Annotated in this window: 19 protein-coding genes and 1 tRNA gene; 11 read left to right on the top strand and 9 right to left on the bottom strand. The window is 63.3% G+C overall.

Going from position 1 to position 18,703, the window contains the following annotated elements:
* Positions 1–131: 131 nt before the first annotated feature.
* The 5 genes from LJ725_RS13075 to LJ725_RS13055 are packed head-to-tail and all read left to right on the top strand — an operon-like array spanning position 132 to position 4,320.
* Positions 132–1,496 (top strand): glutamate--cysteine ligase, encoded by a 1,365-nt coding sequence (locus LJ725_RS13075; protein WP_230551107.1) that lies wholly within the window; start codon positions 132–134, stop codon positions 1,494–1,496.
* A gap of 14 nt (positions 1,497–1,510) precedes the next feature.
* Positions 1,511–2,365 (top strand): VOC family protein, encoded by an 855-nt coding sequence (locus LJ725_RS13070; RefSeq protein ID WP_230551106.1) that lies wholly within the window; start codon positions 1,511–1,513, stop codon positions 2,363–2,365.
* Positions 2,362–2,910: a hypothetical protein gene (locus tag LJ725_RS13065; RefSeq protein WP_230551105.1), complete on the top strand. Its 549-nt coding sequence runs from the start codon at positions 2,362–2,364 to the stop codon at positions 2,908–2,910. Before LJ725_RS13070 ends, LJ725_RS13065 begins: the two co-directional genes overlap by 4 nt.
* Position 2,911: 1 nt before the next feature.
* Positions 2,912–3,898 carry a ketopantoate reductase family protein gene (locus LJ725_RS13060; protein ID WP_230551104.1) on the top strand — a complete coding sequence of 329 codons (987 nt, stop codon included), beginning with the start codon at positions 2,912–2,914 and terminating at the stop codon, positions 3,896–3,898.
* A gap of 17 nt (positions 3,899–3,915) precedes the next feature.
* Positions 3,916–4,320 (top strand): DUF1801 domain-containing protein, encoded by a 405-nt coding sequence (locus LJ725_RS13055; RefSeq protein ID WP_230551103.1) that lies wholly within the window; start codon positions 3,916–3,918, stop codon positions 4,318–4,320.
* 62 nt (positions 4,321–4,382) lie between these two features.
* Here LJ725_RS13055 and tldD read toward each other — a convergent pair whose 3' ends face one another.
* The 5 genes from tldD to LJ725_RS13030 all read right to left on the bottom strand — a co-directional run bounded on the left by tldD (position 4,383) and on the right by LJ725_RS13030 (position 9,957).
* The gene (gene tldD / locus LJ725_RS13050; protein ID WP_230551337.1) at positions 4,383–5,744 is read right to left on the bottom strand and encodes a metalloprotease TldD; all 1,362 of its coding nucleotides are present in this window, start codon (positions 5,742–5,744) and stop codon (positions 4,383–4,385) included.
* Positions 5,745–5,940: 196 nt separating this feature from the next.
* Positions 5,941–6,864 carry an NADP-dependent oxidoreductase gene (locus LJ725_RS13045; protein WP_230551102.1) on the bottom strand — a complete coding sequence of 308 codons (924 nt, stop codon included), beginning with the start codon at positions 6,862–6,864 and terminating at the stop codon, positions 5,941–5,943.
* 10 nt (positions 6,865–6,874) lie between these two features.
* On the bottom strand, positions 6,875–7,846 hold the full coding sequence (locus tag LJ725_RS13040) for a zinc-binding dehydrogenase (protein WP_230551101.1): 972 nt from the start codon (positions 7,844–7,846) through the stop codon (positions 6,875–6,877).
* 65 nt (positions 7,847–7,911) lie between these two features.
* Positions 7,912–8,343 carry a nuclear transport factor 2 family protein gene (locus LJ725_RS13035; protein ID WP_230551100.1) on the bottom strand — a complete coding sequence of 144 codons (432 nt, stop codon included), beginning with the start codon at positions 8,341–8,343 and terminating at the stop codon, positions 7,912–7,914.
* A gap of 72 nt (positions 8,344–8,415) precedes the next feature.
* On the bottom strand, positions 8,416–9,957 hold the full coding sequence (locus LJ725_RS13030) for an AMP-binding protein (RefSeq protein ID WP_230551099.1): 1,542 nt from the start codon (positions 9,955–9,957) through the stop codon (positions 8,416–8,418).
* A 220-nt stretch (positions 9,958–10,177) separates the two neighbouring features.
* On the opposite strand from LJ725_RS13030, the gene LJ725_RS13025 reads away from it, so the two are divergent.
* From LJ725_RS13025 to LJ725_RS13015, 3 genes are all read left to right on the top strand, one after another.
* On the top strand, positions 10,178–11,386 hold the full coding sequence (locus tag LJ725_RS13025; protein WP_230551098.1) for a tyrosine-type recombinase/integrase: 1,209 nt from the start codon (positions 10,178–10,180) through the stop codon (positions 11,384–11,386).
* A 107-nt stretch (positions 11,387–11,493) separates the two neighbouring features.
* Positions 11,494–12,750 (top strand): tyrosine-type recombinase/integrase, encoded by a 1,257-nt coding sequence (locus LJ725_RS13020; RefSeq protein WP_230551097.1) that lies wholly within the window; start codon positions 11,494–11,496, stop codon positions 12,748–12,750.
* 54 nt (positions 12,751–12,804) lie between these two features.
* A tRNA-Leu gene (locus tag LJ725_RS13015) sits at positions 12,805–12,890 on the top strand.
* Positions 12,891–12,918: 28 nt separating this feature from the next.
* On the opposite strand, the gene LJ725_RS13010 is transcribed toward LJ725_RS13015, so the two are convergent.
* Positions 12,919–13,245 carry a hypothetical protein gene (locus tag LJ725_RS13010; RefSeq protein ID WP_230551096.1) on the bottom strand — a complete coding sequence of 109 codons (327 nt, stop codon included), beginning with the start codon at positions 13,243–13,245 and terminating at the stop codon, positions 12,919–12,921.
* A gap of 240 nt (positions 13,246–13,485) precedes the next feature.
* Here LJ725_RS13010 and LJ725_RS13005 point away from each other — a divergent pair, with 240 nt between their 5' ends.
* Positions 13,486–14,079: a tyrosine-type recombinase/integrase gene (locus LJ725_RS13005; protein WP_230551095.1), complete on the top strand. Its 594-nt coding sequence runs from the start codon at positions 13,486–13,488 to the stop codon at positions 14,077–14,079.
* 29 nt (positions 14,080–14,108) lie between these two features.
* Here LJ725_RS13005 and LJ725_RS13000 read toward each other — a convergent pair whose 3' ends face one another.
* A complete protein-coding gene (locus LJ725_RS13000) occupies positions 14,109–15,926 on the bottom strand; it encodes a hypothetical protein (protein ID WP_230551094.1) in 1,818 nt (605 codons plus the stop codon).
* Positions 15,927–16,074: 148 nt separating this feature from the next.
* Positions 16,075–16,239 carry a hypothetical protein gene (locus LJ725_RS12995; RefSeq protein WP_230551093.1) on the bottom strand — a complete coding sequence of 55 codons (165 nt, stop codon included), beginning with the start codon at positions 16,237–16,239 and terminating at the stop codon, positions 16,075–16,077.
* 633 nt (positions 16,240–16,872) lie between these two features.
* Here LJ725_RS12995 and LJ725_RS12990 point away from each other — a divergent pair.
* Positions 16,873–17,085: a hypothetical protein gene (locus LJ725_RS12990; RefSeq protein WP_230551092.1), complete on the top strand. Its 213-nt coding sequence runs from the start codon at positions 16,873–16,875 to the stop codon at positions 17,083–17,085.
* An 83-nt stretch (positions 17,086–17,168) separates the two neighbouring features.
* A complete protein-coding gene (locus tag LJ725_RS12985) occupies positions 17,169–18,236 on the top strand; it encodes a hypothetical protein (RefSeq protein ID WP_230551091.1) in 1,068 nt (355 codons plus the stop codon).
* Positions 18,237–18,265: 29 nt separating this feature from the next.
* Here the strand turns inward: LJ725_RS12985 and LJ725_RS12980 are convergent, their stop codons facing one another.
* On the bottom strand, positions 18,266–18,679 hold the full coding sequence (locus LJ725_RS12980) for a hypothetical protein (protein ID WP_230551090.1): 414 nt from the start codon (positions 18,677–18,679) through the stop codon (positions 18,266–18,268).
* Positions 18,680–18,703 lie beyond the last annotated feature (24 nt).

Raw genomic sequence — 18,703 nt, 5'->3', positions numbered from 1 at the left:
CCCCCGGCGATGTGGGAGAGGGGGAATCGAACAGGATGAACCAGCCGCAGGCTCGCGTGAGGTTTTCTCATGCGACCGGGCCGCTCCCCGAGCCCTCAGAAGGCGTGGAGCGATCAGGGAGAGATGATCGTATGTCCGCACCTCCGTCGGGCGGCGGCGCGCCGATCGAAAATCGGCGGCAGCTGATCGAATACTTCGCGGCCGGCAACAAGCCCCGCGCGCAGTGGCGCATGGGCACCGAGCACGAGAAGTTCGGCTACCATACCAAGACCCTGAAGCCGCTGGCCTATGACGGGCCGGACGGCATCCGTGCCATGCTCGAAGGCCTGACGCGTTTCGGGTGGGAGCCGGTGATCGAGGGCAACAATCCGATCGCGCTGTTGCGCGGCAAGGCCAGCATCACACTGGAGCCGGGCGGGCAGTTCGAACTGTCGGGCGCGCCGCTCGAGACGCTGCACGAGGCGGCGGCCGAGAACGGCCAGCACATCGACGAGGTGAAGCAGGTCGCGGGCGAGATCGGCGCGTCGTTCATCGGGCTGGGTTTCGCGCCGGAGTGGACGCGCGAGGACATGCACTGGATGCCCAAGGGCCGCTACAAGATCATGCGCGAGTACATGCCCAAGGTGGGCAAGCTCGGTCTCGACATGATGCTGCGGACCTGCACCGTGCAGACCAACCTCGACTTCGATTCCGAAGCCGACATGGTGAAGAAGTTCCGCGTGTCGCTCGCCCTGCAGCCGATCGCCACCGCTTTGTTCGCCAACTCGCCCTTCAAGGAGGGCAAGGACGCCGGCTTCAAGAGCTACCGCAGCCACATCTGGACCGACACCGATCCCGACCGTTGCGGCATGCTGCCCTTCGTGTTCGAAGACGGGTTCGGCTTCGAGCGCTATGTCGACTACATGCTCGATGTGCCCATGTACTTCGTCTATCGCGACGGCAAGTACATCGACGCCTCCGGCCAGAGCTTCCGCGACTTCCTGCAGGGCAAGCTCCCGGCGCGTCCCGGCGAACTGCCCTCGATCAACGACTGGGCCGACCACATCACCACCGCCTTCCCCGAGGTGCGGCTGAAGCGCTACCTCGAGATGCGCGGCGCGGATTCCGGGCCGCTTCCCGCGCTGAATGCGCTGCCGGCGTTGTGGGTCGGTCTGCTCTACGACCAGGGCGCGCTCGATGCGGCCTGGGACCTGGTGAAGGACTGGAGCACGGCGGATCACGACTTCCTGCGCGCCGAGACGCCGAAGTCGGGTCTCTCCACGATGTTCCGCGGCCGTGTCCTGTCGGAACTGGCGCGCGACGTCGTCGAGATCGCCCATGCCGGCCTGCGGGCCCGCAAGCGGCTCGATGCCCACGGTGCGGACGAGACGATGTATCTCGCGCCGCTCGATCGCGCCGTGGCCAGCGGCCAGGCGCCGGCCGACGAACTGCTCGCCAAGTGGAAGGGCGAATGGAAGGGATCCTTCGCGGCGCTGTTCCGCGACTACGCCTACTGAGGTAAGGTCGCGGCATGCTTGATCGTTGCGACCGCGTCCAGATCGCCGTGCACGACGCCGCGAAAGCGGCGCAGCGCTTCGGCCAGTTGCTTGGCAGCCAGGTGGCCCGCCGGGACCATAGCCGCCACCTCTCGGCCCGGCGCACCATCCTTGCCGTCGGCGAAAGCGAGTTCGAGCTGTGCGAGCCCGACGGTGCGGGCCTCACCCAGGATTTCCTGAGCCGCCGCGGCGAGGGGCTGATGACGGCGGGTTACTGCACCGCCGATCTCGATGGCATGGTGAAGCGCTGGGAAGGTCTCGGTATCGGCTACGACCGCGACAACGGCCAGCTCTACCTCGCGAACGACGCGACCTTCGGCCTGCCGATCGTGATCTCCGAGAGCACCTACCGGCCGCGCGTCGGTCCGGTGTCCTTCCTCTACGAGACGACCAACACGCTGATGAGCGACTGGCGCCGTGTCGCCGCCGTCTATGCCGGCCTGTTCGGGCTGGATCCTTCGCGCTTCAGCGAGATCGGCAGCGAGCGCTTCGGCTATATCGGCACGCTGACGCTTTTCGATCCACCCAACCGGCTGGATCGCATCGAACTCAGCCAGGTCACCGACAATGTCCATGCGATGGGTCGCTTCGCCCACAAGCACGGCGATTCGCTCTACATGTGCTACGTCGAGGTCCACGACTGGCCGAACGTCCGCCAGCGCCTGCTGGACGCCAATGCGCGCTACACGCCGCGCGGCTCCGACCCCGTTACCGATCCCGACGGTGGCTGGATCCATCCCAAGGAACTGCATGGCCTGCTGCTCGGCGTCTCGCGTACCGGTCTCGCCTGGGACTGGTCGGGCCGCGAAGAGCTGGTGCCGCCGGTATGAGTTCGAACCTGAAGCGCCGTTCCCTCGTCGCGATGCTGGCGGCCCTGCCGCTCGCCGCCCAGGCCCAGCCGGCCGAGTGGCAGACCGTGGTCGGCCCCGACCTGCGCTTCCGGCTGGAGATGCCGGCGCCGGCCAACAAGACCTCGGCCGCCGAGAAGGAAAAGGGCCATGCCGGCGAGCGCGTGGCCTGGGCCTCCAAGCGCAACGGCGAGATGTTCGACTTCGACTATGTCGACTACGAGCCCGGCTGGTTCTCCGCCAAGGACAGCAAGGAGATGGCGCGCGAGCTGGGCCGCGGCGAGGCCGAGAAGGCGTTCCCGCGCAACAAGTTCAAGTACGTGCTCGACGAGCCGGTGACGCTCCAGGGCTGGGACGGCTATGCGCTCGACATTGCCGACCATGAGAACGCGCTGGTCATGATGCGGACCTACATCGTGAAGGATCGGCTCTATCGCCTGCTGGTCACGGCGAAGAACGACGAGGATTCGCGCGCGGCCGCCAACCGCTTCCTCGCGTCGCTGCGGCTTGCGGAGACAAGAAGCTAGGATGCGCATCTGTGTGTTCGGCGCCGGCGCCATCGGCGGAAACTATGCGACGCGCCTGGCCGATGCCGGCAACGAGGTTTCCGTCGTGGCGCGCGGTCCCCATCTCGAGGCGATCCGCGCCAACGGCCTCACGCTCATCACCGGCGACAGGAAGATCGTCGCCCGGGTGAAGGCCAGCGACAGGCCGGCGGATCTTGGCCCGCAGGACGTGGTGATCTCGACGCTGAAGGCGTCGGGCCTGTCGGCGATTGCCGACACGGTGGCGCCGCTGCTGGGACCGGGCACGCCGGTCGTCTTCGCGCAGAACGGCATTCCCTGGTGGTACGGACACGGGCTGGGCAAGGAGCGGCCCAAGGCGCCGGACCTGTCGCGCCTCGATCCGGGCGGGGCGCTGCTCAAGGCGGTCGGCTTCGACCGCACGCTGGGCGGCGTCATCACCTCATCGAACCATGTGATCGAGCCCGGCGTGGTGCGCAACATCTCGCCCGACCGCAACGTGCTCTGGGTGGGCGAGCCCGACGACCGCCAGACGCCGCGCATCCAGAAGTTGCGCGAGACGCTGATCGCCGCCGGCATTTCGTCGCCCTCGACCACCGACATCCGCTACGACATCTGGCACAAGCTGATGGCCAACTTCACCGGCTCGACGCTCTGCCTGATCCTGCGCCAGCCCACGACCATCCAGGCGACGCCGATGGTCAACCGGCTCGCGCGCCGTGCCCATGCAGAGGCGCTGGCGATCGCCGCCGCGAACGGCGTCGTGCTCGACGATTCGCCCGAAGTCCGCTACGGCCCCAAGCGCGTCTATCCCGACCATCGTCCGTCGATCCTGCAGGACTACGAGGGGGGCCGGCCGATGGAGATCGAGGCGATCGTGCGGGCGCCGCTCGCCTTCGCGCGCAGCGCCGGTCTCGACACGCCCACGCTCGACGCGATCGAATCGATCTGCGTCAGCCTCGCGGAATCGAAGAATCTCTATCGGTCCTGACCGCAAGGGGAGGGAACATGGCGAAGTCCGCCGCTTCGGCCAATATCGACGCGCGCATCGCGGCGCTGGGCGACTGGCGCGGCGAGACGCTCGCGCGCGTTCGCACGCTGATCCACGAGACCGATCCAGACATCGTCGAGGAATGGAAGTGGCGCGGCGTGCCGGTCTGGGAGGATGACGGCATCGTCTGCACCGGCGAGACCTACAAGCAGGTCGTGAAGCTCACCTTTCCGCGTGGGGCCGCGTTGCCCGATCCGAAGAAGCTGTTCAATGCCAGCCTGGACGGCAACGTCCGCCGCGCCATCGACATCCCCGAAGGCGGCAAGCTGGACGAAACCGCTTTCAAGACCCTGATCCTTGCCGCCGTGGCCGCGAACAAGGAAGCGCTCGCCGAGCGCGCCGCAAAAAAGAAGAAGCGGTAGCTGCCGCCACTCATGTCCCTCTCCCCCTATCGGGGGAGAGGAGCTTAACCGGGAAGTTCAGATCAGGTCGCGGTGCCGCCCACCGTGAGGGCGTCGATGCGCAGCGTCGGCTGGCCGACGCCGACGGGAACGCCCTGGCCGTCCTTGCCGCAGGTGCCGATGCCGGGATCGAGCGACATGTCGTTGCCGACCATGCCGACACGAGTCAGTGCATCGGAGCCGGCGCCGATCAGGGTCGCGCCCTTCACCGGGCGGCCGAGCTTGCCGTTCTCGATCAGGTAGCCCTCGGTCACGCTGAACACGAACTTGCCCGACACGATGTCGACCTGGCCGCCGCCGAAGTTGGCGCAGTAGAGGCCCTTCTTCACCGAGGAGATGATCTCCTTCGGGTCTTTGTCGCCGCCCAGCATGAAGGTGTTGGTCATGCGCGGCATCGGCGAATAGGCATGACCCTGGCGGCGGCCGTTGCCGGTCGGCTTCACGCCCATCAGGCGGGCGTTCATGCGGTCCTGCATCAGGCCGACCAGGCGGCCGTCCTCGATCAGCACGTTGCGCTGCGTCGGGGTGCCCTCGTCGTCGATGGTGAGCGAGCCGCGGCGGTCGTTCAGCGTGCCGTCGTCGACAACGGTCACGCCGGGCGAGGCCACCATCTCGCCCATCAGGTGGGTGAACATCGAGGTCTTCTTGCGGTGGAAGTCGCCCTCCAGCCCGTGGCCGACCGCCTCGTGCCACAGCACGCCCGACCAGCCGGCGCCCAGCACCACCGGCATCTCGCCGGCCGGCGCGTCGACCGATTCGAGATTGACCAGCGCCTGGCGGATCGCCTCGTCGGCCTCCTTCTGCCAGTAGCCCGGGAGGAAGATGTCGCCATAGGCGGCGCGGCGGCCGCTGCCGGTGCCGCCGGCCTCCATGCGCGTGCCGTCGGCGCAGACCACGCTGACGTTCAGCCGCACCAGCGGCCGCACGTCGGCAGCGCGCCAGCCGCCGGCCCGCACGATCTCCACGACCTGCCACGAGCCCGACAGCGAGACCGAGACCTGGCGCGCCTTGGGCTCCTTGCCCCGGACGTAGGCGTCGATCTCCTGCATCAGCGCGACCTTCTTGGCGAAGGGTACGCCGTCGATCGGATTGTCGTCGGCATAGAGCAGCCGGTTGGTGCCGCGCGGTGATTCGTCGGACTTGCCGCCGCGACCCGCACGCACGGTCTTCACCGTCTCGGCCGCCCGCTTCAGCGCCTGCTCGTCGAGTGCCGAGGCGTGGGCGAAGCCGGTCACGTCGCCCGCGACGGCACGCAGGCCGAAGCCCTGCGAGGTGTCGAACGAGGCGCTCTTCAGCTTGCCGTCGTCGAACGACAGGCTCTCGCTCTGGACATATTCGAGGAACAACTCGCCGTCGTCGGTACCGGCCAGCGCGTCGTCGACCATCCTGGCCGTCTTGCGCTGGTCGAGGCCGCCCTTGCCGAAGAACAGGCCGTCGGCGGTTGCGAGATGGTTGATCGACTTGCTCATTGCGAACACCTTTTCCTTTGTCGTCCTTCGCGGCGCTCAGGACGACACCAAGCCTCAGACGACGAGGCCGATCTGCAAAATGGGCATCGGCCTTCCGGGGCGCAAGCGCCGCTCACCGCAGTTTGAGCACCAGCTTGCCCTTGAGGTGACGGCCGGCACTGATCCGCAGCGCATCCGCCGCCTGGGCCAGGCTGAATTCAGTGATCGGAGGCACGCGAACGGCGCCGATGCGATGAAGCTCCACGATGCGTTCGAGATGCGCGCGGGTGCGGGGAACCGCGGGCCGCAAGGCGGTGACGTCGGCGCGCTCCGGTTTGGGGGCCTGGGCCCCCGAGGCGATGAAGGCCGCGCGTCCACCGGGCTTCAAAACCGAAAAGGATCGCATCGCGACGTCGCCACCCACAGTATCGAACACCGCATCGCACGGGCTCACTGCCTTGGTGAAGTCGGTCGCGTTGTAATCGATGACCTGATCGGCGCCGAGCTCGCGCAGATAGGGCGCGTTGGCAGCGCTCGCGGTGGTGATGACATGGGCGCCGAGATGCTTGGCGAGCTGGATGGCGAAGCTCGCCACGCCGCCGGCACCGCCCTGGATCAGGATCGTCTCGCCCTTCTGCAGCTTCAGGCTGTTCTCGATGGTGCACAAGGCGGTGAGACCGATGAGCGCAAGGGCCGCGGCCTCGACATGCGTGAGCGTCTCCGGCTTCTTCGCCACGATGGCCGCGCCGATGGCCAGCTTCTCGACGTAGGTGCCGTCGCGGCCGGTCTCCAGCACGCCGAACACCGCGTCGCCGACACGAAGGTCCGACACGTCCTCGCCGAGCGCCGCGACGGTGCCGGAGAAGTCGCGTCCCAGGCTCAGGGGAAAGCGGGGCTGGCCGGGATACTCGCCGGCGCAGACCTTCGCGTCGGCGCCGTTGATGCTGGCGGCCGTCGTCTCGACGACGATCTGGCCCGGGCCGGCGACGGGATCGGGGAGCTCGCCGATCTTCAGCACCTCGGGTCCGCCGAACTTCTCGATGTAAGCGGCTTTCATGAGGGACCTCTCAGACCACCAGGACGATCTTGCCGAAATGCGCGTTCGCCTTCATGTGCGCCAGCGCGGCGGCGGCTTCCGACAGCGGGAAGGTCTTGTCGATCGGCAGGCTGAGCTTGCCTTCCTCGATCGCCGTCCACAGGTCCTTGCGGGCCGCCTGGACGATGTCGCGCACTTCCTCGGCGCTGCGCGTGCGGAAGGTGACGCCGATATAGTCGATGCGCTTCAGCGCATGCAGGTCGAAGTTGAACTCGCCCTTCATGCCGCCCAGGCGGCCGACATTGACGATGCGGCCGAGGATGGCGGCGGCCTCCATGTTCTGGTTCATCACGCCGCCCGAGACCTGGTCGACGATCAGGTCGACGCCCTTGCCGCCGGTCGCTTCCTTGACCTTGTCCGGCCACTTCGGATCGCGCGTGTCGATCGCCACGTCGCAGCCGAACTCGCCCAGCCGCGCGCGGCGGGCGTCGTTGGTCGAGCTTCCGAGCACCACCGAGGCGCCCATCAGCTTGGCGATCTGCATGCCGAGCAGGCCGACGCCCGAGCTGGCGCCCTGGATCAGCACGGTCTCGCCCTTCTTGAGACGCCCGGCGCCGACCAGCGCGTTGTGCATGGTCTGCACGGCGACCGGCATGCAGGCGGCCTGCTCGTAGCTCATGTTGTTGGCGGGGATCTTGTGCGCCCGGCCGGCATCGGTGAGGGCGTATTCGGCGAAGCCGCCGGCCGCCGAACTCATGACCCGGTCGCCCGGCTTGAAGTCCTTCACGTCGGGGCCGACCGCCTCGACCTCGCCCGCGCATTCCAGGCCGACGATGGTGCCGGGGCCGCCGATGCGGCCGTGCGCATGGCCCGAGGCCACCGCGAGGTCGGCGCGGTTGAGCGAGGCGGCCTTCACCTTGATCAGGATCTCGTTGCCCTTGGGCGCGGGCTTCGGTGCGTCGGTGTACTGGACGCCCTTGTCGGTGACGACGGCTGCCTTCATGGCGGATCTCCCTGAAATGAGATTGTGCTTCAGGGATCCTGCTTAGCAGGCGGGGCGGGCGGCCTCTACGGCTGGGCCATGCCCCTCACGTATTTCTTCACGATCGTTTCGTCGGGCGGGTAGTGGGCCGGCTGAACCGGCGTGATCTGCGCCTGGACGCACTTCCAGGTGCCGTCCTGGCGCACATAGGTGTCCGTGTACATCGTCATGCCGGTGGTCTCGACGCCGTCCTTCAGCCGAACGCTCTTGTTGGTCGAGCGCAGCAGCGCGGTGTCGCCGAACACGTCGATCCTCTCGTCGCGATAGTCGAAGTAGGGGATGCGCTCGGCGTCGAAGCCGTGGGCCCATTCCGCCAGGTAGTCGGCGCGGCTCACGCGCAGGCCAGCCGGCGAGATGCAGATGAACGCCGGATGCAGGATCGCGTCGTGTCCCGCCACGTCGTTGGTGATGAAATTATGGATGAACCGGGCATTCAGCGCGCGCAGCTCCGCCGTCATGGCAACCTCCGTTTTGACGAAGTAACCATATAACCGGTTATACGGTGGAGTCCAGCCTCGCAGGCTACGCGCCTAGCCGATCTTGCTGGCCCGCCCCTGCCAGTAGCGGTCGCGCAGCAGGCGCTTGTAGAGCTTGCCGGTCGGATGGCGGGGCAGTTCCTCCTCGAAGTCGATGCTGCGCGGGCACTTGATGGCGGAGAGGTGCTGCTTGCAGTAGGCGATCAGCTCCTCGGCGAGTGCCGGGCCGGCTTCCGCCATGTCGCGCGGCTGCACGACCGCCTTCACTTCCTCGCCGAAGTCGGCGTTGGGCACGCCGAACACGGCGCAGTCCATCACCTTGGGATGGTTGATCAGCAGGTTCTCGCATTCCTGCGGGTAGATGTTCACCCCGCCGGAGATGATCATGAACGCCTTGCGGTCGGTGAGGTGCAGGAAGCCGTCGGCATCGACGTAGCCCACGTCACCCAGCGTGCTCCATCCCTTGGGATGGCGCGACTCGGCTGTCTTCTTCGGATCGTTGTGATACTCGAAGGGGCGGCCCTCGGCGAAATAGACCGTGCCCGATTCGCCCACGGGGAGTTCGTTGCCCTCGTCGTCGCATATCCTGAGCTTGCCCACGATGGCGCGGCCGACCGTGCCCTTGTGCGCCATCCATTCCTGGGAGTTGCACATGGTGAGACCGTTGCCTTCGGTCCCGCCGTAATACTCCCAGATGATCGGACCCCACCAGTCGATCATCGCTTCCTTGGTCGGGATCGGGCAGGGGGCTGCGGCATGGATCGCGCACTTCAGCGACGAGACGTCGTACTTCGCGCGGACCTCCGGCGGCAGCTTGAGGAAGCGCACGAACATCGTCGGCACGACCTGGGTGTGCGTGATCCGGTGCTTCGGGATCAGCGACAGATACTCCTCGGCGTCGAAGTGCTCCATGATCACCGAGGTGCCGCCCAGCCGCATGACGCTCATGTTGAAGCGCAGCGGCGCCGCATGATAGAGCGGCGCCGGCGACAGATAGACGGTGTCGCTGTCGATGCCGTAGAGCTTGCGGCTGATCGCCAGCAGCGGATTGTCGAAGTCGATGGGCTGCTTCTCGACCACCGGCATCACGCCCTTGGGCCGGCCCGTCGTTCCCGACGAATAGAGCATGTCGTGGCCCGCCGTCTCGTCGGCGATGGGCGTCGCAGGAAAGCGCGCCACCGCTTCCTCCCATGAGTCGTAGCCGGGCACGGTGCCGCCGATCATGAAGCGATGCGGCGCGCCCTTCATCAGCGGCGCCAGCTCGGTGGCCTTCTCGGCCAGGTAGGCCGAGGTGATGAACAGGCGGGCGCCGCAGTCGGTGACGATATAGTCGACCTCGGCCGCGGTCAGGCGCGAGCTGATGGCGGTGTAGACCAGACCGGACCGCTGGGCGCCCCAGCAGATCTCGAAGAAGCGCGGATTGTTCTCGAGGAACAGCGCGACATGGTCGCCGGCCTGGAGGCCCAGCGACCGGAAGAGATGGGCGATGCGGTTCGACTGCTCGTCGAGCTGGCGGTAGGTCACCGTCTCGCCGCTTCCGGCCATGATGTAGGCGGGCTTGTCGGGATGGGTGCGGGCGTGATGATAGGGATGCATGCGGGCCGCATAAGAGCGGACAGAAAGTCCGCTCGCAAGCGTTGACCCGGTTCCGCCCATCGGCTTTATTCGCCGCGCACGACGATGTGCCCCCGTGGCGGAATTGGTAGACGCGCCTGACTCAAAAGCTAAAAAACAGCTAAAAAGTCAATAAAAACAGCAACTTAGGATTTACACAGTCCTTACACAGTTGCACAGTTTTCCGGCCCGAAAGGGCAGTATGTCGAGTGAAAGCATTGAGTTGTTCGGCGGAGACCTCCGCCTCTACAAGCGCGAGAACAGCAGCCTCTGGCAATGTTCCGCTTCCCTGAAAGGGACGAACCACCGCAAGAGCACCAAGGAAGACAATCTCGCGCGAGCGCGCGAGATTGCTGAGGACTGGTATCTCGAATTGCGCGGCAAGAGCCGCGCCGGATTGCTCAAGGGTCGTGAGACGACCTTCAACGAAGCGGCCAACCGGTTCGTTGAAGAATACGAGATCATCACGGAAGGCGAGCGAAGCGAAAAGTACGTTCAATCCCACAGCGACCGCCTGCGGGTGCACCTGAGGCCCTTCTTTGGGACGAAGCCGCTGACCGACATCAACCCGGCACTGGTGCAGGAGTACCGCATGCACCGGGCCAAGACTTCCCGCACCGGGAAGCCGCCCTCGCGCAGCGCCATGCACCATGAAATCGTGACCCTTCGACAGGTCTTGAAAACCGCCATCCGCCAAGGATGGCTACAGCATCTGCCTGACATGTCCTTGCCCTACAGAAAATCGGGGAAGGTCGAGCACCGGGGCTGGTTCTCACCCGGAGAGCTTGCCCGCCTTATCGAGGCCTCCCGCAAGCGCGTCTCAGACGGCGTAGGCGGAAGGCCACTCCGCTGGAAATGGGAATATGAGCAGTTCGATGACTATCTCGTCTTCATGAGCAATACGGGCCTTCGCCCCGATGAAGCGGCCCGGCTTGAATTCCGGGACGTGACGATCGTTAAGGATTGGGACACTCAAGAAACCATCCTGGAGATCGAGGTACGCGGCAAACGCGGCACCGGCTACTGCAAGAGCACTGCCGAAGCCGTCGAGGCCTTCCGCCGACTGAGCGCAAGAATGCGCGAGGGGAAGGAGGCTGGACCCACCGATCTACTCTTTCCGGGAGGAACACCCCGCGAGCTGATGAATAACATTCTCGGTGAACTGAAACTGAAGTTCGACCGGGAAGGGCGTCGGCGCAGCAGCTACTCGCTTCGACACACCTACATCTGCACACGGCTGATGAATGGCGCTGATATCTATCAGATAGCCAAGAACTGCCGAACCAGCGTCGAGATGATTGAGAAGTACTATGCAGCGCATCTCAAGACCACGCTCGATGCCTCCGCGATCAATGTCCGTAAGCCTCGCAGACCTGAAGCGGGGCGGTATGACATCCCGGTCGCGGCATAACACGCCGCAGCCGGTGCCCGACTGCATACAGCCTTATGCAGTCGGGCAAATACTGGAAGGATACTCGAAATGATTGCACAATGTCCCTTCGGTTCGCCGGAGGGGGCATGGCGGAAGTTCACGAACTGTTGGGAGGCCTGCTGCGCGTTTACAAACGCGATAACAGCAGCTTTTGGCAGTGTTCAACATTCCTGAATGGAAAGAACCACCGGAAGAGCACCAAGGAAGACAGTCTCTCCCGAGCCAAGGAAGTGGCAGAAGACTGGTTTATCGGGATGCGCGGCAAGAGCCGCGCCGGAGAACTAAAGCGGCCCGAGTTTACATTCAACGACGCGGCCGATCGCTTCGAGAAAGAATTTGAAGTCATCACCGAAGGTCAGCGCAGCCCTGAATACGTAAGCCAGCTCAAACAGAATCTGCAGGTTCATCTACGGCCCTTCTTCGGCAAGAAAGGACTATCAGAAATCACTGCGGGACTTGTCCAGGACTACCGCATCGAGCGGGTTCAGAACCCACGCAAAGGCAAGCGGCCAGGCCGCAGCCAGCTCCATCACGAAATCATTACGCTTCGGCACGTGATGAAGGCGGCGCAGCGTATGGGGTGGATTACAGCTATCCCGGATCTGTCTATGCCCTACAGATCCTCGACCAAGATCGAGCACCGCGCTTGGTTCTCGCCGCAGGAGTATCGAAAGCTCTATCTCGCGACGAGAGACAGGATCAAGAATCCGCCGGGGCCTCTGCCCAATCGGTGGAAGTGGATCTACGAACAGTTTCACGACTACGTGCTGTTCATGGCGAACACGGGCCTGCGGCCCGATGAGGCGGCCCTGCTTCAGTTTCGCGATGTGAAGATCGTAAAGGATCAGGCTACCGGAGAAACGATCCTTGAGATCGAGGTGCGCGGCAAGCGCGGCACCGGCTACTGCAAGAGCACCGTTGGTGCGGTGTTGCCGTTCAAGCGATTGCGTGATCGGCGCGGCCCTCACGGTACGCGACCGGAGCAGACAGATTTGCTCTTCCCTGAAGGGACGCCACGCTCCCTGATGAACACGGTTCTTGGCGAACTTGACCTGAAGCTGGACCGGGAAGGGAAGCGGCGTACCTGTTACTCACTGCGGCACACCTATATCTGCATCCGCCTCATGGAAGGGGCGGACATCTACCAGATCGCCAAGAACTGCCGGACCAGCGTTGAGATGATCGAGAAGTATTACGCATCCCACCTGAAGACGACGCTGGATGCCTCAGCGATAAACGTCCGGAAGGCCCGGCCAGGCCGAGAAGGGCAATCTCTGGAGGATAGCGCCACACGGCTGGCGAAGGTTGGCAGACGCCCAGCGGAGAGCCGAGATCACTCCTAGGTCGATATTCCTCTTGGAGACGATGGTATTTGCCGTGTAGAACCTACCCGCCGGGCCGGTGTGGCGGAATTGGCAGACGCGCGCGACTCAAAATCGCGTTCCCAAAAGGAGTGTCGGTTCGACCCCGACCACCGGCACCAATTTATCGACTGTCCTCTTCAAGAGGAGTCAGGCAGGCCTCTGCCAGCGGCCATCCCGCTTGACGAGCCAGATGCGATCCTTCCGCTCCTTTCCCGTCGTGTGGCTCCATGTGTAGTCGCAGAAATAGCCGACTTGGGGCGTGGCCTCTGTGCATCCAATCAGTTTGAGATTGGCAACAGCACGATCAAGCGGCACATCGCAGCCAATGATTATACCTACGCTGGAACAATCGATGCGCGCTTGTTGCGCCATCAATCCACGGGCGGCTTCTTTTACATCAGACTCAGAAGGGCTACTCCCAAAGCAACCTGAAAGTATCAGGCAGGCAACTGCTGCCAACGGCTTCCCATCCATGGCTCTAACCCCCATGCAACTGGTGGACTTGCACTCAACTTCACCGCTCAACAGAATTGCCTATTCTGTTTAGTCCGTAGAAAGACCCGCCAAATGGGCATTGCGGGGAGTCCAGTGATCGGTTAGATCAGCCAACAGCCACTGATCGAGATGTGCAAATTCGTACCAATCAGCGGTTGCTCAACAGAATAGGCAATACTGTCGCGTCCGCCGCCGGATCTGCCGACGAAAGGACGCGATATGCTCCACCAGCAGCATTTCCAGACTGCCAGCCTTTACACGCGCGCAGGCACCAGGAAGTACCTAACCCCCGCCGAGCGTGAGCGGTTCATTGCTGCGGCGCAGGCGCATCCGCTTCGCGACGTGCGCCTATTTTGCCTGACGTTGGCCTACACCGGATGCAGGATTTCAGAAGCGCTGGCGATCACGGGCACGTCTATCGAGGCGCACGATGGATTCATCGCTTTGCGCAGCCTGAAGCGTCGGAACCGCGCAATCGTGTTCCGTGAAGTGCCGGTACCACTCTGGCTGTTGGCCGAGCTTGCGGCCTTTTCGCGCGAGCGCGAAGTCCGCGAAACGCTGTGGCAAATATCGCGCAGTTGGGCGTGGGCACTGGTCAAGGCAGTGATGCGTGAAGCGGAGATTCCTGACGGGGCACACGCAACTCCGAAAGGATTGCGCCACGGTTATGGCCTGCATGCCATTCGCTCTGGAGTGCCAATCACGCTCGTGCAGCGTTGGCTTGGGCATGCGCGGCTCACGACGACGGCTATCTACCTGCAAGCAATGGGCGATGAGGAGCGCGAAATCGCTTCGCGTATGTGGCTCAGCTGAGTACCGTGGTTGGACGGTTGGGCCGCTTATCACCAGGTGCAGGCCGTCGCGCTGTTGACCTCGACCCAACTCGTGGCGTCGCAGACGCACATGCGGCGCGCGCTCGTGAGCGCAATCGCACCGTCAATAGTGGCGTCACAGGTTGCGGGCGCTGAGCCGTTTTTCGCGAGGCGCATGAAGCCGTTCACGTCGAGCTTGGCTGCTGGCGTCGTTGTGCTGATGCCGACATTGCCCGTGCTGCTGATGCGCATTCTCTCAGCATAGGCGGCGAGGGCGGTTTGCTGTCCAAAAACAATCGTAGGTGCTCTGCCTGCGCTATTGGAGACGGCTCCAATATAGGCGCGCTGTCCATTGGCTGCGCTATTCCTCGTCAGGAAGCTCAGATATGCGCCCTGTCCGTCAGTGTTTCCTATATTGCCGATCATCATCATGGGGGCTGTCGGGGAAGAGAGAAAAGCTGGGCCATCCGCAGCCGACGATGACGTGGCATAGGCCGTATTGTCGGTTCCGCTAACATGCAGCGCACTGCCTGGCGTCGTGATGCCGATGCCGACATTGCCCGCATTATCGATCCGCATACGCTCGACAGCCGTGCTAGTACCATCCGGCGTCGTCCAAAACGTCAGACGACCAGGCGCGTCGCCCGTTCCACCCCAACCTGTTTCGGCAGTTGCTCGTATCTGTGCTGCCCGCAGACTGTTACCGGCACCCGTTGTGCCGAAGAAGTCGATGGAGCCGAGTATATCGCCCGCCGCGATTTCGTTGCCGCCGCTCTTGTATTTCTGGAGCGAGAGGTTCGCGCCGTTCACATCGGCGTTCTGGTAGTAGAGATTGACGAGCCCTGACGCATTCGATGCCGAGTAGACCCGCAATGGATAGGACGCCGTGACGTTCGCGGTGTCGTCGGAGAGGAGCGTATTGCCTTTCACGTACAGCGTACCCGAGGGCGTCGTGGTGCCGATGCCGACGTTGCCGGATGAGAGAATGGTCAACGCCTGGCTCGCATTGGTGTGAACAGAGAGCGAGTCGTTGCTGTGGTCGTATGTGATGCGCCCCTGCGCAGCGTTGCCAGAGTCGCCGAAGTTGATTTGGCCCGTGCTGGTCGTGCCGGAAAGTATGGTGAGCCCAGTGTTGCCGGCGCTCTCGACCACAATATCATCGGCGTTTGCACCCGGAGTTGTTTGCCCACTGTTGCCGGTGGACACATGCAGTCTGCCGACAGGACTCGCCGTGCCGATGCCGACTTTGCCGCTGCTGTCGATCCTCAAGACCTCGCCAGTGTTATACTGCCGAATGACGAAGGGAACGGCGCCGCCCGATGAATTGGCCTGGCTGAGTCCCCAGAGTAGATCTGTGTCGTTCATAAACAACGCCGCACGTCGATTGTTGGTGCCGTTGTTCACGAACGCGCCGACGCCGGCCACCCCTGATGTGGGCTGCGCCACGATCTGTGGCGTGAACGTATCGATAGAGTTTCCGGTGTACGCTGTCAGAGCCCCCGTTCCTGCGCCGACATGGAGTGGATAACGTACTATCGCAGTGCCAATGCCGAGGCGCTTGTTCGTGTTGTCCCAGAAGAGCTGCTCTCCCGCCGTCGTGCCGGAGTTCGAAAACCCGCCTGAGCCGTTAGAAAACTGGATGTAGCCTGCACTGCCGGATGCATCCGCGTTTTTGAGCGTGTACCAATTCGTGCCGTCGCACCAGATCACCGAGTCCGTACCGTTCCATGTGATGGTACCGCCGATGCCGGCTGGACTTGTACAAGCGGCCAAAGCTGCGCGTGGCGCTCCAAGCAGGGCAAGAGCAACGACGATGAAACCGCAGACGTGGCGACAGAAAAACTTCATTCGATGCCTGAAAGCCTAACCTCTACTTACCGTACTGGAAAAGGGTTTATGCGGTGTTAACCACTGTCTTCTTCTAGGAAGATATTCCATCGCGGCATTGAGAGCGACGAATGCATCAGGGCCATTGCTGGCCCTGATGCACCGGGCGTTAGCCGGTAGGCTTGTCGCCGTAGGTAACGGCAGCGGTGAACGCCACCGTCAGCCGTCTGCCACGTACCGGCAGGTCAATGGCTGCGCTCAGGTCGAACGCTTTGCCCTGCGGCCTGGTATCTGGCGATACGCTCGCGGCTGTTGCCGTTTTGATAGTTGTCATTGGTCACTCCTTTGTTTTGGTTCCAGCCGGGCACCGCGCCTGGCCTTGAGCGACCGGCCAATCCATCCAGGGATGCAGGTTCACACATGGAACACGGGAGTGCGCTTGCGCGCGAATGGAGCGGGCCCTTGTTGAACCACTTTTCAGCCCGATGAGATTAGGTCTGCTTTCAAGGCGTGGCGTGTACGGAAGGTGAGAACCGCAAGGGGACCATCCAGCCATCAACGTGCAGTACAGTCGTCGTAGCCCGTACCCTCCGGCAGCGTTCTGCTGAGCTCTGCATTGTCGGGCCCCTTGGGGCGTCAGTCTGACAGTCGGCTTTGCCGTGTCGGTCATAGTGCAGCGACCCCGTAGGGCGGGCCTTGCCGCTGTTCCATTCCAGAGGTCTCGGGGGCAGTCGTTGTTGCGTCATGCATCTGCCTTCACTGCCAGCGCCCGGCGTGAGAAGCGCGAGGCCTTAAGAGTGGGAATCTAACCGGAAGACGAGGCCGCTAATGGGTCAACTGGCTGCCCGCTCCATTCGCTGCGCTCCCGTGTTGCCAGTGTGACCCGCGTCCTGCGCTTACCGGTCTTCACGTTCCCACAAGGCTCGGCGCTCATGCCGGGGCCAAAGCGAAGTGAAGGAGATTAGTCATGACGAAGAACAACGACAGCAAGCGTCCTACACATGCCATCTGGCAGGTCATTGGCGAAGGCGACAAGGCCCGCTGGATACGGGTCGGCGCAGCCTGGCCCAACCGTGACGGCAAGGGCCTGACGCTCAAGTTCGACGCCTACCCGGTCGCTGGCCGGACAGTGGTTCGCGAATTCAGCGAACAGCAGCCCGAAGGGAGAGGGAGCCGGTAACGGCTCCCTTTTCTCGCGAGGCACGGGAAATTGCGCTTCCGCCACTACGCGCTCCGGTAGAAGATAAACACTTTGAGGCGACCATGGGGGACGCGATGATCGGGTCTGGCGACAATGGCGGTCCAAACGGTGAAACGTCATCGGGTTCGAAGGACATGTTGTTGCTAGGGGCGGTCGGCCTTGCCGCAGCGCCGCTGCTTCCTGGAATCGTTTTTGGAGTTCCTGCGTTCTTTATGGCGCTCGCACCCTGTTTGGCTGGCGCTGCGTACTATGGTGCGAAGACAGGGTGGCGGTATTTTCGAGAAGCATGCATTGCAGGCATGATAGTGGGGCCAGTCGGATCGTGGTGGTTTTTGCCGGGGATGCCCTGGCAAGGTTTCGTGGGACTGTGCGCGCTCAGTGGTTTCTCATACGCCGCTCTGCACTACGCGCCGACGATTGCATCCAATGCCGCGAAGGCCGCGCCGTCGGAGCCCGCTCGTGCGCGAAAATCCACTGCGCAGACCGGCAAGGCGGCAGGCGCGCCGCCGGTCAGCGCGACAGTGACGGAACGGCAAACGGCACAAGGCATCGAATACAAAGTGACGTGGACGGATTTCACCCGCCTCAGGCTATGGGACCAGGGCAATCTGCTGTTTATTTTGCCGGTACTCACTCTTGTATCGGCATTCGTTACTGTCTCTTTGTATCCCGGTACTCGCGCCTTTTCCGAGACCCTAACCTGGTTGTTCGCTGTCGCGGCTGTGGGAGCGTGGATTTTCAAATTCTATCATGAGCGACGGCGACGGAGTGTGCGATCGATCGTGCTGTCACCAGACGGATCTATCTCTCTGGAAAACCCGCCAGCGGAGGACGCCAACTACGAAACAGACGGTCCTTCCTTCCGTCTGCAGGATGGCCTCAGGCGGTTGACTTCCATCGAGTACACCAAGACCGCCGACTGGTCATGGATCACCAATGAATGTGTGCGGTCGCCGGATCATTGGTATGACGTGCATCTGTTTCTTGGCGAGGAATGGCGCATAACCATTTCGCGTAACCTTGGCTCGCGCAGTCACGCTCACCAAATCGCGGGCTGCCTTAACGCGCTGAAGGCGCGAATTGCAGCGGCGCAACCGCGCCACCCGCGAGCTGCGCGGATCATAGACTAGCGTTCAGCTGTCTACCCATGTGGCGCGTTCTAGTAGGGGATGCCGTAACCGGCGGCATCGAGCCAGCTCGTCGCGGCAGAGGACACTGCGTTTAACTCCCGCGCAAGGCGTATATACGCGGGTCCGAAATGACGTTGTTCCGGCGCAGTTGGATGATTCCAGATGAGACTTGCGAAATAACTCAATCTCGACGAGGCCCCGTCTGCCAGGCGTTCGTCCCGAGGCATGAGCGGCATGCGCCGCAAAATCAGAACGTAGTGTAGGATCTCCGCGTATTCGTCTCGGGTATAGGGAATGTCGATACTGATTTCGCAAGGCTGCATCGGCCTTGGCAGGTACGGTGGTTTGGGTACAAGTTTCATCGTCTTCGCGAGAGCGGCAATGCCCGCCGTCATCTGTGCATGCAGTGCTGCCACTCGTTCGTGATCAATCGCCTCCGTCATGTCTGCATATCGTTTCCGGGTGAC

The sequence above is a fragment of the Reyranella aquatilis genome (genome assembly GCF_020880995.1).
In the GTDB taxonomy this organism is placed as follows: Bacteria; Pseudomonadota; Alphaproteobacteria; order Reyranellales; family Reyranellaceae; genus Reyranella; species Reyranella aquatilis.
Note: the sequence above shows the minus strand (reverse complement) of the source record. Positions and strands in the feature narration are given on the sequence as shown.